This is a genomic window from Paenibacillus ilasis, assembly GCF_043195395.1.
Classification (GTDB): Bacteria; Bacillota; Bacilli; order Paenibacillales; family Paenibacillaceae; genus Paenibacillus_AQ; species Paenibacillus_AQ lautus.
Genome location: NZ_JBHDJG010000004.1, coordinates 71,552 through 86,288, shown reverse-complemented (window position 1 = coordinate 86,288; position 14,737 = coordinate 71,552). Strand labels below are relative to the sequence as shown.

At 48.5% G+C, this 14,737-nt stretch carries 17 protein-coding genes; 5 read left to right on the top strand and 12 right to left on the bottom strand.

The genetic code is table 11. The features are described 5' to 3' along the window. Positions 1 to 2 precede the first annotated feature (2 nt). Genes ACETK5_RS27905 through pnuC form a run of 3 tightly spaced genes read right to left on the bottom strand, consistent with a single transcriptional unit; the run spans position 3 to position 2,651 of the window. Positions 3 to 887 carry an NUDIX domain-containing protein gene (locus tag ACETK5_RS27905; RefSeq protein ID WP_394059173.1) on the bottom strand — a complete coding sequence of 295 codons (885 nt, stop codon included), beginning with the start codon at positions 885 to 887 and terminating at the stop codon, positions 3 to 5. Positions 888 to 942: 55 nt separating this feature from the next. After that, on the bottom strand, positions 943 to 1,977 hold the full coding sequence (locus tag ACETK5_RS27900) for an AAA family ATPase (protein WP_394059171.1): 1,035 nt from the start codon (positions 1,975 to 1,977) through the stop codon (positions 943 to 945). Continuing rightward, positions 1,974 to 2,651 (bottom strand): nicotinamide riboside transporter PnuC, encoded by a 678-nt coding sequence (gene pnuC / locus ACETK5_RS27895; RefSeq protein WP_326111292.1) that lies wholly within the window; start codon positions 2,649 to 2,651, stop codon positions 1,974 to 1,976. The genes ACETK5_RS27900 and pnuC overlap by 4 nt, the downstream gene beginning before the upstream one ends. A gap of 314 nt (positions 2,652 to 2,965) precedes the next feature. Between pnuC and ACETK5_RS27890 the strand changes: the two genes are divergently transcribed. Next, positions 2,966 to 4,075, top strand: coding sequence for a PRK06851 family protein (locus ACETK5_RS27890; RefSeq protein WP_326111294.1), 1,110 nt, complete (start codon positions 2,966 to 2,968; stop codon positions 4,073 to 4,075). A gap of 91 nt (positions 4,076 to 4,166) precedes the next feature. Here the strand turns inward: ACETK5_RS27890 and ACETK5_RS27885 are convergent, their stop codons facing one another. Continuing rightward, positions 4,167 to 4,949: an SDR family oxidoreductase gene (locus tag ACETK5_RS27885; RefSeq protein WP_100541289.1), complete on the bottom strand. Its 783-nt coding sequence runs from the start codon at positions 4,947 to 4,949 to the stop codon at positions 4,167 to 4,169. 618 nt (positions 4,950 to 5,567) lie between these two features. Between ACETK5_RS27885 and ACETK5_RS27880 the strand changes: the two genes are divergently transcribed. After that, on the top strand, positions 5,568 to 6,179 hold the full coding sequence (locus tag ACETK5_RS27880; RefSeq protein WP_326111295.1) for a TetR/AcrR family transcriptional regulator: 612 nt from the start codon (positions 5,568 to 5,570) through the stop codon (positions 6,177 to 6,179). A 262-nt stretch (positions 6,180 to 6,441) separates the two neighbouring features. Here the strand turns inward: ACETK5_RS27880 and ACETK5_RS27875 are convergent, their stop codons facing one another. From ACETK5_RS27875 to ACETK5_RS27850, 6 genes are all read right to left on the bottom strand, one after another. Then, positions 6,442 to 7,137: an ABC transporter ATP-binding protein gene (locus ACETK5_RS27875; protein WP_326111297.1), complete on the bottom strand. Its 696-nt coding sequence runs from the start codon at positions 7,135 to 7,137 to the stop codon at positions 6,442 to 6,444. Continuing rightward, positions 7,137 to 8,258 (bottom strand): ABC transporter permease, encoded by a 1,122-nt coding sequence (locus ACETK5_RS27870; protein ID WP_326111298.1) that lies wholly within the window; start codon positions 8,256 to 8,258, stop codon positions 7,137 to 7,139. Before ACETK5_RS27870 ends, ACETK5_RS27875 begins: the two co-directional genes overlap by 1 nt. 118 nt (positions 8,259 to 8,376) lie before the next feature. After that, the gene (locus tag ACETK5_RS27865) at positions 8,377 to 8,946 is read right to left on the bottom strand and encodes a TetR/AcrR family transcriptional regulator (protein ID WP_100541293.1); all 570 of its coding nucleotides are present in this window, start codon (positions 8,944 to 8,946) and stop codon (positions 8,377 to 8,379) included. A gap of 56 nt (positions 8,947 to 9,002) precedes the next feature. Further along, positions 9,003 to 9,482, bottom strand: a complete 480-nt coding sequence (gene rlmH / locus ACETK5_RS27860; RefSeq protein ID WP_100541294.1) for a 23S rRNA (pseudouridine(1915)-N(3))-methyltransferase RlmH — start codon at positions 9,480 to 9,482, stop codon at positions 9,003 to 9,005. A gap of 194 nt (positions 9,483 to 9,676) precedes the next feature. Continuing rightward, positions 9,677 to 10,801, bottom strand: a complete 1,125-nt coding sequence (locus ACETK5_RS27855; RefSeq protein WP_326111300.1) for a cytochrome P450 — start codon at positions 10,799 to 10,801, stop codon at positions 9,677 to 9,679. A gap of 77 nt (positions 10,802 to 10,878) precedes the next feature. Continuing rightward, positions 10,879 to 11,457 (bottom strand): TetR/AcrR family transcriptional regulator, encoded by a 579-nt coding sequence (locus ACETK5_RS27850; RefSeq protein WP_076326611.1) that lies wholly within the window; start codon positions 11,455 to 11,457, stop codon positions 10,879 to 10,881. A 265-nt stretch (positions 11,458 to 11,722) separates the two neighbouring features. Between ACETK5_RS27850 and ACETK5_RS27845 the strand changes: the two genes are divergently transcribed. The 3 genes from ACETK5_RS27845 (at position 11,723) to ACETK5_RS27835 (ending at position 12,795) form a co-directional block, all read left to right on the top strand. Beyond that, positions 11,723 to 11,896, top strand: a complete 174-nt coding sequence (locus ACETK5_RS27845; protein WP_100541298.1) for a DUF3934 family protein — start codon at positions 11,723 to 11,725, stop codon at positions 11,894 to 11,896. Between the two features lie 44 nt (positions 11,897 to 11,940). Then, positions 11,941 to 12,393, top strand: coding sequence for a HEAT repeat domain-containing protein (locus ACETK5_RS27840; RefSeq protein WP_164817421.1), 453 nt, complete (start codon positions 11,941 to 11,943; stop codon positions 12,391 to 12,393). Positions 12,394 to 12,501: 108 nt separating this feature from the next. After that, entirely contained in the window at positions 12,502 to 12,795 is a 294-nt protein-coding gene (locus ACETK5_RS27835; protein WP_100541300.1) for a hypothetical protein, read from the top strand. A gap of 102 nt (positions 12,796 to 12,897) precedes the next feature. Here the strand turns inward: ACETK5_RS27835 and ACETK5_RS27830 are convergent, their stop codons facing one another. Both ACETK5_RS27830 and ACETK5_RS27825 read right to left on the bottom strand, forming a co-directional pair. Then, complete coding sequence (locus ACETK5_RS27830; protein WP_394059166.1) at positions 12,898 to 13,932, bottom strand: GTPase; 1,035 nt, start codon at positions 13,930 to 13,932, stop codon at positions 12,898 to 12,900. Between the two features lie 339 nt (positions 13,933 to 14,271). Next, on the bottom strand, positions 14,272 to 14,439 hold the full coding sequence (locus ACETK5_RS27825) for a CxxH/CxxC protein (protein ID WP_007129186.1): 168 nt from the start codon (positions 14,437 to 14,439) through the stop codon (positions 14,272 to 14,274). Positions 14,440 to 14,737: the final 298 nt, after the last annotated feature.

The window sequence follows — 14,737 nt, the reverse complement described above, 5'->3', positions numbered from 1 at the left end:
CGTTATTCCTCCAGTTTTCTCCGATACAACCGGGATGGCCGATGTCCCGCATTTTCGGTGTAATGATCGGTCTCCGCCACAAGATCGGCCACCTTGCGCCGGAAGGCCGCCTTCAATAGCTCTTTATCCATAATGACCTCATAAACCTGCTGCAGTTCCGTCAAGGTAAAAAGCCTTGGCATTAAGTGCAGCGCAATATCGGTATAATTCACTTTTCCACGCAGCCGCTCGATAGCGCATGCTATAATTTTCGCATGGTCGAAGGCCAACCCGTTATTCGATACGATCTTATAATCCGTGCTAGTCGATGTCGTTTTCACGGTCAACGTCCTTGCCACGACCGCCGAAAGCTCCTCTTCACCGCTTAGCTTGAGTTCATACTCCAGCGTCTTGACGTATCCGTCTTCCATCAGCTCTTTCTGCTCCCGCAGCAGCCGATAGGAGACCTTAAACCAAGCGGCGTCGGCCGCATCGTCTCCAGCCTGAAGCTCCAACTTATCGCTGTTGATCAAAGCCATGTAGCTGCAGCTCATAACCCAGGTTCGGGGATCTCGCCCGATATCACTGAACGTATACAACTGTTCCAAATAAACGTCGTCCACGCCGGTTTCCTCGCGCAGTTCCCTTGCCGCAGCCTGTTCAGTCGTCTCGCTCGGCTGGACAAAGCCGCCAGGCAGCGCCCATTTACCCAGGAAAGGGTGACCTCCCCGGCGGATCAGCAGAATTCGGAGCTCTTTTTCGGGTAACTTCCGATAGCTGTCAGCCGCCTCATCCGTAACCGTGAAGATCACCATATCGGCTGCCACCGAAGGCCGCTCGTATTCCTCTGCCCGGTACTTCTCCAAAAATTCGCGTTCCGTAAGTCCGTCCCGATCCAACAAATTCAATGGGGGCGCCTCCTTGTTTTTTTGATTCTAAATGAGCTGCGGTTATGGGTTTATTTTACTCCCTGCCTGCATCTAATGCTAACCGTTTTAGCTCCCCGAAATAGTTTCGATAGGGCTCGAACTTCGCCAGCACCTCGTCTGCCTTGCGTATACGTTCTTCCAGGCTCCCCCGCAGCGTAATGTAGGGAATGCGCCGCTCCTTCAAATCTGCGATAATCTGTTTATGAAAAACATGCCGCTTCTGATCCCCGCTTCGATCCCACGTATCGTCGTAAGGAATATCGTCGTCGCACAAGAAGAACAGATCGTAGCGCTGCGCATTCTGCAGAGCAATCCGGGTCAATAGCTCCGGGGCCCGGCCGTGGTAATCCATGGCGAACATATACGTCGTAATCGCATTGGTATCAACGAACAGAAATCGGTTCGCCGCAAGCAAAGCCTGCTCTTCGCGCTCGATATGACCCACAGCGATTTCATCAAATGCTTCCAAGCCGATTCTGCGGTCCACCTGATGCTCAGCCCAATAATCGCGTCCGTATTCGCTCGCGTAGGTCGTGTTATACCGCCGTGCCAGCGCTTCGGTGATCGTCGACTTCCCCGTCGACATCGCCCCAACAAATACCACCTTCGTGATTAAGTCCCGGTACACGATATCACTTATGAACTCCCTGTACTTATATGGGTCGGAACGGATCATCGTTGCAGAGATCGGAACCCGCTTGCGGGCTTCATCGACCCGCCGGTCGACCGAGCCCAAAGCGAGACTCATATGCCTGCCGTAAAATTCGCTCGAGTAAAAATGCGTGACTTGCTCGCCGTTCAGTAAACGGAGGATATACCGTTCTTCCCGAATCTCATGCTCTCTGTCATCGGAATACCCGTCCGGTCCGTCCCAAGCTTCGATGACCCGGACTGCCGGGTATAGCCCCCGAATCCAATTCGCCCGAATATGAAGCGGGATCGGAGTGACCGTCGTCTCATAAATGACCACGATCAACTCATCGACCTCTTGCAGCGCCGTTTCGATCATGAACTGATGCCCTTTATGCAGCGGGGCAAACTTCCCCAGCGTTAATCCGAGCGTTTTCATGCCGCCACCTCCTTGGCCCCTTTGTTCCAATTGTAATAGCCGTATACCGCATTGACCAAATATGCGCTCCACATGACGATCATCAGCACGCCTTCGCTGCTGCCCTCCAGCAATCGAATCGCCCATAGCAGCACCGTAAACAAATTCAACACAATATAGACCAGCCATTGTTCCTTGAATCTGCGGACCATTAAAAAGGTGGCCACAACGGACAGCACTGTCGTTATAGCATCGATGTAAGGCGAGTTCTGTCCCGGGATGAATGAAAGCCCATATCCCAGCAGCAAACAGCCTAATATACAGACCACCCCAACGAGAAGCAGGCCTCTAAGCTCCATTTGACGCATGATCAGCTTGCCGTCTTGGCGGTTATTTTTCCACATGTAGAAGCCAATGACGTTCATCGGAACGAAGAATAGCAGATTCAGCATGACCTCTCCAAACAACCCGTTAATATAGGCTAGATAAGCGTAACCGACCGTATTGTACATGCCAAAAACATAGCTCATCAGGTTGCCCTTCGCCGCAAGCACCACGCATAGCACCCCAGTAATAAAAACGGTAAATCCGAATAAAGAGTCCTTGGAAATCACCGTAAACCCGACAGCGATCGAGGTAAACAGCACCAACCACGCTAACTCGAACAGGCTCCAGTCACTCGCAACCTTCTTCACATTGCATCCCCTCCGCTTTCTCCACTCATTTATAGAATGAAACACATCATTACACTTAGTATCATAATGTTAATAACATTTTGTTACTATCAAAAATAACAGAAAAGCCTGCATAGGGCAAGTGGCAATCTCCCCATTTTTCCCAGGCTTGATCGTTTACCTTCTGTAGTCCCTTCAACAAATAGCGAAAATCATGGGAGAGGACGAACACCACTTGTTACAACGCGGAATATACAAATGAATAGGCACTTATCCCAATCATGCTTATTCTACAATCTTTGCGATTCGGAATAGGCACAAAGGAGTGTTTCAAGTTGGTAGTAAAATCATCTCACTATTTTGCCCACGGCAACACTGCACGCGGGGCTCATTTCTTGTATAACTCCGCATTTGATGGGCTGAACAAGATATTTGTCCTTACGGGGCCCCAAGGTACGGGGAAATCGACGGTCATGCATAACTTGGCGGATAGCCTGCTGGATCAAGGCTTGCATGTGCAATGCTTCCACTCCCCTCTCCGTCCCGACGAACTGGATGGCATCATTTGCACGGAATTGAAGGTTGGTATTGTCGACGGGCGAGTCTGTAAAGGGATTTCGGATAGCGCGGCGGGTGAAATCGTCTTTATCGATTTTCAGGAAGCGTTTGATGACAGCCTTATTTTACCGGAACACTTCATCACGATAGAAGATCTTAAAGGCGAGCTTGAGAGAGCCTATTCAAAAGCGTATGAAACGTTCGAAACGGCATTGCGGATTCATGACGAGTGGGAAAAATTTTATATCGAAAATATGGACTTCTCGAAGGCCGACCAGCTTGCGCAGGATTTGATTCAAGAATTATTCGCCGGTCATGAAAGCGATACGTCAACCGCTTCACGTCACGTATTTTTCGGAGCTGCGACTCCGAGGGGGGCGTTCGATTTTATTCAAAGCTTGACCGCTCAGCTGGAAAGACGGATTTTCATCAAAGGAAGGGCGGGATCCGGCAAATCGACGCTGCTGAAAAAGCTTGCCTCCGCTGCCGAACAGAAAGGAATCGACGTTCAAGTGTTTCATTGCGGCTTTGATCCGAACAGTCTGGATATGCTGATATTCCCGGAGCTTCGAACAGCGATCTTCGACAGTACCGCTCCGCATGAATACTTTCCCGATCGGGACGGGGATGAGATCCTAGATATGTATACACGGACTATAGCTCCTGGAACCGATGAAGCCCATGCTGACGAAATAGCTGGGATCAAAGCACGCTATTCGGCAAAAATGAAAGAGGCCACCTCCCATCTGGCGGAAGCTGAAGCCATCGATTCTCAAATTAAGGGCTACTATGTTGCGGCCACCGACTTTTCGATCGTAGAGAAACTCCATCTGCAATTACAGTCCGAATTAAATGAACTGATCGGCTCCATTCAGCTTTCAAAATAAGATACAACCCAAAAGCGTCAAGGACATTGAAATGTTCCTTGACGCTTCAATGAATGTGATCAAAACCACATACGCTATAAAGCAGACATACTTACAGCCTAGTTCCTCCGGTGGCATCAATAAATTGCCCCGTGATCCATCGCGCCTCCTCAGATGCTACAAACGCAACCACATCAGCAACGTCTTTAGTGGTGCCCACTCTCCCGAATGCAGACATTGAAGCTGCTTCAGCATGAGCTTCTGGGTTGGCGAGCCAATCCTTATTCATATCAGTAGCCGTAGTTCCTGGCCTTACTGCGTTAACAGTAATACCTTTTGCTGCAAAAAGTGGAGCTAACGCCAAAGTAAGTGTCTCAATGGCTCCCTTGGAAGCCGAATAAATGGAATGCGTTGGACCGGCAACACGTGTAAAGCCAGTAGAAATGTTAATGATTCGTCCACCGTTCCGTATAAACGGACTAGCTGCTTGAGTAATAAAGTATGGAGCTTTAAGGTTAACATTAATGACATCTTCAAACGTTTCAATTGACGTTTCTTCAAAAGGAATGGCCGGTGCAATACCTGCGTTATTGATTAAGATATCCAATTGCACAGATCCGATTTCCGAGCGAACAGCATCTTCAAATGCGGCCCAAAGCTTTTTTACACCGGTAATACCAGTGGTTAATTCTGCTTCCAGAGCCACAGCCTTTGAGCCCAGCGCCTTAACCTCTTCAACAACTATTAAAGCAGCATCCCTATTACTGGCGTAATGAACGCCTATAAATTCCGCTCCGCCTGCAGCTAATTTTTTGGCTATTTCAGCCCCCATCCCACGACTTGCCCCTGTAATCAAAGCAACCTTACCACTGAATCTTCCTTCATTTGTCGACATATAATTGACTCCTTATAAGAGAATTTAAATGATATTTTGGCTAAAACTTCCTCAGCGCGAGTTTAAAATTATTTAGCTGGCGGTACCCCCATATTGTAAATAAACCTTCGCTTAGTCCATCGATGATTTCTACATGAAAAGAACCCCCTTTAACGTTTTCTGTATGATAAAGAATCTCTATGTACGTCGCTGGACGCCCTCGATCCGGTGATCGGCGTATTTTATAACGACCATTACGTTAAGTTATATTATACCCTCATATTACCATTGTCAATATCATAATGAGCATTATGTTAAATAATGTTATACATTTTTATTCACAACTGTCATTCGTTCCATTACAGGGGCATCAGGCGGCGTCACGTTAGGACGATGTGTGGCGCTCTGACGAGATAGGCCATCAGTGCAGGCCGGGTATGGCGCCTGATACGTGTGATACGTGACACTAGAACCAGACGGCCGAGATTTTGGCCGATCGTACACTGACGCAGGTCCTTGCCCGGTGGACTGGCCGCATTCTGTAACGTGTGTTATGATAACGTGAAGTATGAAAATGAAGATTGAATAGGAACCGTTTTAATATCGACCGTTATAAAAAAAGTTGAGGTGATCTGACTGATGGGACGTAACCGCGAATTCGATGTGGATCAGGCATTGGACGCAGCGCTTTGCGTGTTTTGGCGCAAAGGCTACGAGGGCGCGTCGTACACTGACCTGACGCAGGCCACGGGTGTTGAACGCCCGGCGCTCTACTCGGCGTTTGGCAACAAGGAGCAATTGTTCCGCCGAGTTCTTGAGCGCTATTACGAGCACTATCATGATTTCTTCCCGGCGGCGCTGGAGCTGCCGACCTCGCGGGAGGTGGTCGCACACATCTTTCGCGGTGCGGCCGAATTGCAAACTCGTTACCCGGATCACAAGGGGTGTCTATATGTCCACGGTGACTTGGCCGGCTCGGACGATGCCGAACCTATTCGGCGTGCATTGATCGATGCGCGTGCGGACGGAGAGGCTTCGCTGCGTGATCGTTTCGAGCGGGCAAAGCAGGAGGGAGATCTGCCGGAAACCGCGAACTGTGCTGCGTTAGCTGCATTCGTGATGGCCGTGCTCCACGGTATGGCCGTTCAAGCCAAGGCCGGCTTCAGTCGCAATATGCTAGAGGCTGTTGCTGAGCAGGCGCTCTCCACCTGGCCTACCGGCAAATCCACACTTGCCACAAAGTCATCCTAAACCTTAGTGCAGAGGAATATCGTTATACAAAAACGCAAGCTTGGCTGTCATGAAACCGAAGTCTCTGCAAACGGACACAGTGCATAGGGTTCCATCAGGCATATGGCTCCGCCGACGAACAGGCGGACTAAAAACCATCCACTAGCTTAGCAAGGAAATACGAAATAGGCTCCCCGATATGTGGGAGCCTATTTGTTTTACTGAATTTCTGATTTCTGAAAATTGGACCACGCGATAATGGCCATCGACTTCCAATAACGCCTTAATGGATGGACTTCAATTCCGCTAGAGATAATTTGCCATCTTCCATCCGGTATACCTTGTCGCAGTAGGTAAGCAGCCGCTCATCGTGTGTGACCATAATCGCCGCTTTGTGGCGTGTTCTCACCTCATGGGCAATCAAGGAGACAACTTCATGGGCGCGCTTGGTATCCAGGCTTGCTGTAGGTTCATCCGCCAATATGACATTGGGATCGTTAATTAACGCGCGGGCAATGGCGGTACGCTGCTTCTCGCCCCCGGACAGCTCCTCCGGGTAGCTCTTCAGCTTAGTGCCTAGACCAAGCTCTTCAAGCAACTTTATAGCCATAGCTTTGTCTGCTGCACGAACCTTCCCTGACATCCGCTTCACGACAAGCAACTGCTCAAGAACGTTCAGGTATGGAACCAAATTCGAGGCCTGCATGATGAAACCAATCTCATGCAATCGGATATCGGATAGTTGTTTGCCTGACAGCTTCGATATGTCCTTGCCATTTAGTATGACCTCTCCCTCGGAAGCTTTAAGCAGTGCACCCGCGACGGATAGGAAGGTACTTTTTCCAGAACCGGACGGACCTACCACTGCGACGAACTCACCTGGCTCCACTTTTATGGACACTCGGTCTAATGCCGCAATACGATTCAATCCTTCGTTGTAATATTTGGAAGCTGCTGATATTTGCAAGCCTTTAGTCATTACTCAACCCTCCCAAGTGCCTTAAGCGGATCAATTTTCGAAATCGTGCGAACGGATACCAACGAACTAAGCAATGAGATCACCAGCAATACAATGGAATACGTGAACACCAGCTTCGTATCCAGCATGAACGGCATGCTTTTGGGCATGATTGCCGCTGTCCCATACGTCAATAAGATGCCAACGATAATGCTTGAGAGCGACAAGACGAACACCTGTGAGACGACGGCTTTACCTAAGAATCCATTCTTGGCCCCGATCGCTTTCATAATCCCGAACTGGTTGGACTTCTGCATCGTGAATACATAGAAGAATACGCCAATGATGAATGCAGAGATCGCAAGCAGGAACGCAAGCATCATCATGATTGTGCCATTCTCTTCTTTGTATCCAGGCATTCCCTGTACCGCTGCCGCACGAGTAACCGTATCGGTACCCGAAAGCTGTTCATTTATAGCATTCCGATCAATATCTTTACCTTGAAGCATAATCGCATTGACGGGGTCCTTGACTCCCTTGTCCGAGCCTGGTGCCGCAAACGCAAGCTTACGCCACTCTTCAATAGGTGTAAATACAGCTGCTACGTGGTTATACGTCTGATTCTTGACAAAGCCGACAATCGTCAACGATACCGTCGAGCCATCTAATTGGAAAGTGTCCCCTAGCTTAAATCCTTCGTCTTTCATCGTCTCATTAACGATGACCTTCGTCATCTGATCGGATGTCAGCCCGGTGCCTTCAATAATCGCCGGCTCAAGAAAGCTCCCCGGGTTAATTCCAATAATCGCTATATCTACTTTATCCTCATTCGACCTGCTACTCCCTTTGATTGCCGATGCCATGATGGTTCCCATAGGTGAAACGGCACTTACATTCGGCATCTCTGCTAATTTAGCTGACAGATCATTAGACAGTAAAGACTTACTCATTGAAGCCTTCGACCCTTGTTCGAAAACCACATAATCAGCCCTCATCGTCTTAAACGTCGAAGCCGCAAGCGTAGATAACCCATTCCCCAAACCTGACAATATAAACACCAACCAAGAAATAAGCACAAAAATGATAGCAATCATCAAAAACCTTGTCTTGCTGTGTCTCAATTCCTTCAATGCCAAAAACATATGCTATTCCTCTCCTCAACACAAATAAATGACACGCGTGTCAAATTAATCACATCTCGTCCGGCACGTTTTCATTATAGGTTTTATGTGACACGCGTGTCAAATATATTTGTATTCCTTATCGTCTTCCTGCCCCTCCTAGCCACATTTGGTATAATAGCTTACTCCACTGAGGTGTAGGAATATTCATCATATTGGGCGTTTCAATCAGGTTAAAAAATACACCTATAATGGCAGGAAGTGGGATGCTTGTATTCAAGTGTCCCTCTTCCTGAGCACGAACAAACAATCGCTCCAGTTGATTTTTTAAAGTCACATGCGCTTGCTCAACAAATTCAAGATCATTGGCCGCAGCCGCAGAATTGGCTTTATTTATTTTATGAGCATATCCAAGCAATTGATGGAAACTAGCTTCCTCCAGATATACATCTAGCAGATGTTGAAGGGCATTCATGCAATCCGTTTCATCAATAGCTGACGCCTTCTGTAATACATTTTCCATTGATCGTTTCATACATGCAGCAACTATCTCTTCTTTGTTAGCATAATATTGGTAAATCGTGCTTCTTGCTCCAACCAAGCTCTTGGATAACAACTTAAGTTGAAAACCCTCATAACCGTATTCGAGAAGCACTCTCTTGGTTTGGTCAAGCAACTCCGATTTTGTAAAAGCCTGCTTTCTTCCCATGTTAATCACCGTCCCTAATTGCTAGCCGTAATCTACATTGTATCAAAAATTTCGCCCTATTTGTGGTACGGCTCCCCCCGATTAATTTTCACCGCCCGGTAAATCTGCTCCACCAGCACCAGCCGCATCAGCTGGTGCGGCAGGGTCATCCGCCCGAAGCTGAGCTTCGTCTGGGCGCGCTTCAGGACGTCCTCAGAGAGGCCGTTGGAGCCGCCGATAACAAAGGCAACGTTACTGGACCCGTACGTGCCCAGCTTGTCCATATGGGTCGCCAGGTCCTCGCTGGACCACAGCTGGCCGCCGATCGCCAGGGCGATGACGTGGGTGTCCGGCTTAATGTGACCGAGAATGCCGGCGCCCTCCTTCTCCTGCACTTGGCGCATCTCCGCTTCGCTCATGTTCTCTGGGGCTTTCTCATCCGGCACCTCATGTACGGACAGACGGACATAAGGCGCAAGGCGCTTGCTGTACTCCGCAATGCCCTGCACCAGGTACTTCTCCTTCAACTTGCCTACGCATACCATCTGTATATTCATAGCGTTTTTCGCTCCTTAAACTCGACTGTTATGACGTCCATTCTAACATTGTACCGCTGCCAATTAAAGGACATACCCGACACCCATCCCACCTTCAGAGAGAGCCTTCACCCTCATTGGAGTTCCATTAGCTCAAGGCGCAGTATCTAAAAAAAAGAGCCCTCCATCGAGAGCGACTCTTCTTGACTTCCTATCTATTTTAAAATGATCGGCAGCTCTTTCAGCGCGAACATCATCGTGCTATCCATCCGTGCCAGCTCTGCGGAGCGGTCGCGGCGGTATTCGGGAAAACGGTCCAGCAAGGTCTGTAGAGCGATCCGGGACTCCATGCGGGCTAACTGAGAGCCCATACAGTAGTGGATACCGCTTCCCAGGCCCAGATGCGGGTTCGGGTTGCGGTGGATGTTGAATACATCCGGCTGATCGAACACATCCTCGTCATGGTTCGCAGAGGCCATCCAGATATAAACGAACTGTCCCTGCTTCATCTCCTGCCCCCGCAGCACCGTGTCCTGCTTAACGCTGCGGAACATCACTTGAACAGGCGAGAAGTAACGGAATACTTCCTCTAATGCGCCTGGAAGCAGCGAGGGATCCTGAAGCACCTCCGCCCGGACTTCTGGCAGGCTGTCAAAGGCAAGCACCGCCGATGAGATCAGATTGGTTGTCGTTTCATTACCCGCTACGAGAAGGAGAATACAGAACCCGATAATCTCCAGTTCGGTGAGGTGTTCATTGTCGATACGCGCCTCCACCAGCTTCGTAATCAGATCCTCCTGCGGATGACGACGGCGATCTTCCGCGATCTCAGAGAAGTATTCACTCATCTCCCGCTGACACTGATAATAAGCCTCCCCATTGTCACCCACCAACGCATCCGACCACGCCTTGAATCGTTCCCGATCCTCCATTGATACGCCGAGCATCTCGGCGATCACCGTAATCGGAAGCGGGCTTGCGAGATCGGCAACGATATCCATCTTTCCCTTCTTCTCCGCTTCGTCCAGCAGAGATGACGTGATCTCCTGGATCTTGGGGGCAAGCGATTCGATCATGCGAGGCGTAAAAGCATGGGATACCAGCTTACGCAGCTGACGGTGCTTCGGCGGATCCTGCCGCAGTACACTGGATTCGATGGGATCATCGGTTGAAGAGCCCCCTTGGGAAGAGAACACTTCGTAATTCGTGAAGACGGCTTTGACATCCTCGTATTTAAAAACATTCCAGGCTCCGTTACCATCCATTGCCGTCACCGGAGATTCCGTCCGCATCTGGCGGAACCATTCCAACGGGAGTAAACCGTTCTTATTCCATTCCATGCTTAACACCTTCGCTTTCCATCGCTAATCTTGAACTGACTGGTCAGTTATACACGCTTAAAAAAAGAAGGCCCTGCTTATTCAAGCGATATAAACAGGCCTTGAGTAATCATCGTGAAGGCAAACCGCTCCAGATCCTCACGCGAATACGTATCCTGATGATTCAGGTAATAATTACAGGTACTCTCCAGCGTTCCGACAATGCTGGCAGCGGCAAGATTAGGATCAACGGCACGGCACAGGTTCTCTTCGCACTGTCCTTCCTCGATAATGCTGGCCAGGAAGCTTAAATACTTCCGTTTCAGCTCCTTCAACTCATCCAAAACATCCTGCTCGATGCCGTTCGAAATCTCATTAAATACGATGTGCGAGAAATGTCGGGATTCGAGAAACAGATCCAGATGATGGCGAATGGTGCGCTCAATCTTCTCCTTCATCGGCAGGGAGGAATTCAGATCCGCCTCCGTCCGCTGCATGATATCTTCGAAGCCCTGCTTCACAACCGTCTTGAAGAGCTGGGATTTGCCAGGGAAGTTATAGTACAGCGTCCCCTTGGCAACCTGTGCGCGGGCGGCAATCTCGTCCATGCTTGCGCGGTGATATCCATTCTCGGAGAAGACTTCTATAGCTGCTTGGATAATTTTATCTTTGCTCACAATCCGATCGGCCCTTTCATAACAAAATTTCAGTTCACCGTTCTTATTCTGACTGGTCAGTTCAAAAATAAGATACCACGCTGGGAAAAATTAGTCAACCGAAAGACATGCCTATACCGACACCGGAATTCATGCCCATATATTTCGATTCTTATGCTGATTTCCGTGGTATCCTATACATATGGCCCAATACAGTGTATATTTCAACAGTGCTGGTAAACAATCAGCATATAGGGACAAGAATTTACCGTAACGGAGTGATTGATTGAGTAAATCCAAGGGCAAGGGCGGAACAGGCAGAGGCACGGGCAAGAAGGGCTGGAGCCGCTGGGATGCAAGTGCGCGAAGAGCAAAGAGCAAACCCAAACCTTATACCAGTAAAGGGGCCAAGCAGGCAGACGGTACATCGGAAGCCGAGAAACATAAAGGAACCCCATAATGAACATATGGTACAGATTGACCTGATACATCATTTTGAAGGAGATGAACGGATTGGATAATCAAGAATTGATAACGGATACGCCCGAGAATTATGAGGAGCTTAAAAGCTCCGCCAACCGGAACGCCAATTGGAGAGAACGGTTAGACGCGGTAGAAGCTTTGGGAAATTGGAAAAATCAGAAATCCATTGATATTTTGCTGCATAGACTGAATACGGATGCGGTTTATCAAGTGCGAGAGGCAGCCTATCGTAAACTCCTGGCCTTTGGCGAGGACGTCCAGATGCCGGAAAGACCTAAAGGCGAGCTGATGAAGGATGTTTCGAAGGTATTGCTCCGTATCAAAAAAAGCCTTCCCCGTGACCACACGTATGAAGACTTCAAAGAGAAATTAAAAAAGATGAGAATCGACATCTACGATACGTACGAAGGTGACAAAGGTGCTGACTTTGATCACTGGCTGGAGCAAACTTGGTCTTCGTTATTAAGAAGATAACAGCACGCCAAGCTTTCCGGATGCTGTCATGTATATGAGAAATCCGGTTATGTTATACTGAACACAAATATTAGTTATAGGAGTGGTACTCTGAGAAAGCAAAAGCCCATGTCGTTTGATGATCTGTTGAAGGAATTACAAGGCCAAAAATCGGTACAGGAGGATCCGGATAACATCTCTTTGGAAAAGCTGTTCAATGAATCGTTTATGCGTAAACATTCATCGCACAACAGTTTTGGAGATTTTGTCGTAAAAGGTAACTTCCAAGTGGAAACGCACGAAGATATCGATAACATTCCGGATGAACTGTTTGACCGTCATGTCTCTAGAGAAACCGATTTCCCGGATTGGAAATCGATGCTGGAGCAGGCAAAAGCCGATCACGCTGCTGCCATTAAGTAAATCATGATAATATCGCTGCTATCACGCAGCTATGATCAGGGGCCGATGGCCCCTTTTTCTATTCCATCGGTCATCCATGCTAGTATATGACAATTCTCATGCTCACTCGGACTTGGATTCCGTACCCGCCTCCGCCTTATCCCTGAACTTCTTGTAGAGTTTCGTAATATTCGCCGTATTGATCTCAATGTTGTGCTCGTAAGCGTATTTCACCGCATAACCAAGCGCCAGGGTGGTGGCACCCGCTACCGTCGCTCCCGCGACCGATCCCGCTCCAGGGAAGACTTTCACGATCTGCCGAAAAAGGCTCTTGCCGATATTCCCAAATATCGTGGCAATGACCAGTTCCTTCGCCGTCTCCTTGCTGATCGGCTTATTGTACAGCACCGCAAGCCTGGTGAGCAGACTTACCTGAATGCCGGTAATCGGAATGATGTCCGATCCCGGAATGGGTGATGCGCCTACCGCTCCTGCCGAGATCGAGGCTCCGATGATCCACCCGTTGGCGGTCGCCGACTTTTCCTTAATGCTTTTGGCAAAAAGGATGTCTTTAGACTTTTTTTTAAGCATCTCCAGAATACTGCTCCGCAGCCGGTCGATGTTCTCGCCCGTCCGCGAGGATACCGGCGCAACCTCATAGCGCCCTCCGGTCTCCTTCTTGATCCGTTCCACCAGGCGGTCGATTTCATCCGCGGCGTCGATTTTGTTCAGCACGATCAAGATGTTCGGGTTTACGCCCTGAATCTTCTCCAAAGACTTCTTCTCCGCCTCGGAGAAGACCGTGCCTGCAGCGTTAAGAAAGAACAAAACGATATCTGCTTGTTTAAAGTATTTCAAGGTTATCTCCGAGTTCGTGGTATTCACATCATTCAACCCGGGTGTATCTATGAAGTATATATGTTCCTTGTACTTATGTGGTTTAATTTCCGTCGTTTCTCCAGGCTCTGCCCCGACGCCAGCGACCTCCTCACCCACGATCCGGTTCATGGTGGAGGACTTACCTGTGTTCACATCACCCATTAGAGCGATGAGAATTTCCTGCTTCAACTGACGGTTGATTTCATCCATTTCCTTCTCATAGGCCTCATCCGCTGCCCGCTTGATCTCCTCTTCCCATGATCTTCCGTAGTCACCCATTTCTTATCGTCTCCATTCACGATAGGTTATCGCGCCTCGTTCCATCTATATATCCATCATACACTACGAAGGTCTGTACAACGAAGCCGGTTGCTCATTCCAGAGACAACGATCGGAATGTCGGCCGTACTTATTATTGACCTCTTCGTCCACTCCATGAAAAGGCGGATAAAGGATAGGATGAGTTTATTTAAATTTTTTTATAAAGTTTTTCTGATTCGTATGATGAATAAGGGTCTCGATCTTCTCTTTGCATTGTCTTCCGAAAATGTACGCAAAAAAAGCGTGAATTCATCACGCTTTCTCATCCGCATTATCTATTTAATTAAAATATTCACGTTACACAATTAAAAATTCAGCATGCTTCTCGCACTCCGCGCACTTCACCGGTGGGTCCCAGTCCGAAAACTCGGTCTCCTTCAGATCAACAATATCCGGGGCATCCTCATATTCATCCACGAAATTTTCGATCGCTAGTTCCACATGTTCCTTGCATACGACGTACATTCTATGCATCCTTTCTATCTTTCGCCTCATGTTGTGTTTATATCTTCAAACCAGTATAGCCACTCTTCTGTTCTACCACACTCTACGAGAAAAAGAAATGCTTTTAACCTATTTGCTCATCCCGGCCATATTTCAATCCACAAAAGCTTCCTATCCATCCATGGATTTCACATTAACAGTCCTTACACCCAACCCAATATCATTTCGATGCGAACAGCAAAAAAGAGCGTAATCCACGCTCTTCTTCGCGGCCGCTTCACGGCTCGTATCTAACCTTTTTCAAATCTCTCTATATTGG

Excerpts from the sequence above, each read along its gene's own strand:
- ACETK5_RS27840 (WP_164817421.1), top strand. The coding sequence starts at position 11,941 with ATGAACGGATTGGATAATCAAGAATTGATAACGGATACGCCCGAGAAT.
- ACETK5_RS27885 (WP_100541289.1), bottom strand. The coding sequence starts at position 4,949 with ATGTCGACAAATGAAGGAAGATTCAGTGGTAAGGTTGCTTTGATTACA.
- ACETK5_RS27830 (WP_394059166.1), bottom strand. The coding sequence starts at position 13,932 with ATGGGTGACTACGGAAGATCATGGGAAGAGGAGATCAAGCGGGCAGCG.
- ACETK5_RS27900 (WP_394059171.1), bottom strand. The coding sequence starts at position 1,977 with ATGAAAACGCTCGGATTAACGCTGGGGAAGTTTGCCCCGCTGCATAAA.
- ACETK5_RS27855 (WP_326111300.1), bottom strand. The coding sequence starts at position 10,801 with ATGGAATGGAATAAGAACGGTTTACTCCCGTTGGAATGGTTCCGCCAG.
- ACETK5_RS27865 (WP_100541293.1), bottom strand. The coding sequence starts at position 8,946 with ATGGGAAGAAAGCAGGCTTTTACAAAATCGGAGTTGCTTGACCAAACC.
- ACETK5_RS27875 (WP_326111297.1), bottom strand. The coding sequence starts at position 7,137 with ATGACTAAAGGCTTGCAAATATCAGCAGCTTCCAAATATTACAACGAA.
- ACETK5_RS27825 (WP_007129186.1), bottom strand. The coding sequence starts at position 14,439 with ATGTACGTCGTATGCAAGGAACATGTGGAACTAGCGATCGAAAATTTC.
- ACETK5_RS27880 (WP_326111295.1), top strand. The coding sequence starts at position 5,568 with ATGGGACGTAACCGCGAATTCGATGTGGATCAGGCATTGGACGCAGCG.
- ACETK5_RS27870 (WP_326111298.1), bottom strand. The coding sequence starts at position 8,258 with ATGTTTTTGGCATTGAAGGAATTGAGACACAGCAAGACAAGGTTTTTG.
- rlmH (WP_100541294.1), bottom strand. The coding sequence starts at position 9,482 with ATGAATATACAGATGGTATGCGTAGGCAAGTTGAAGGAGAAGTACCTG.
- ACETK5_RS27835 (WP_100541300.1), top strand. The coding sequence starts at position 12,502 with ATGTCGTTTGATGATCTGTTGAAGGAATTACAAGGCCAAAAATCGGTA.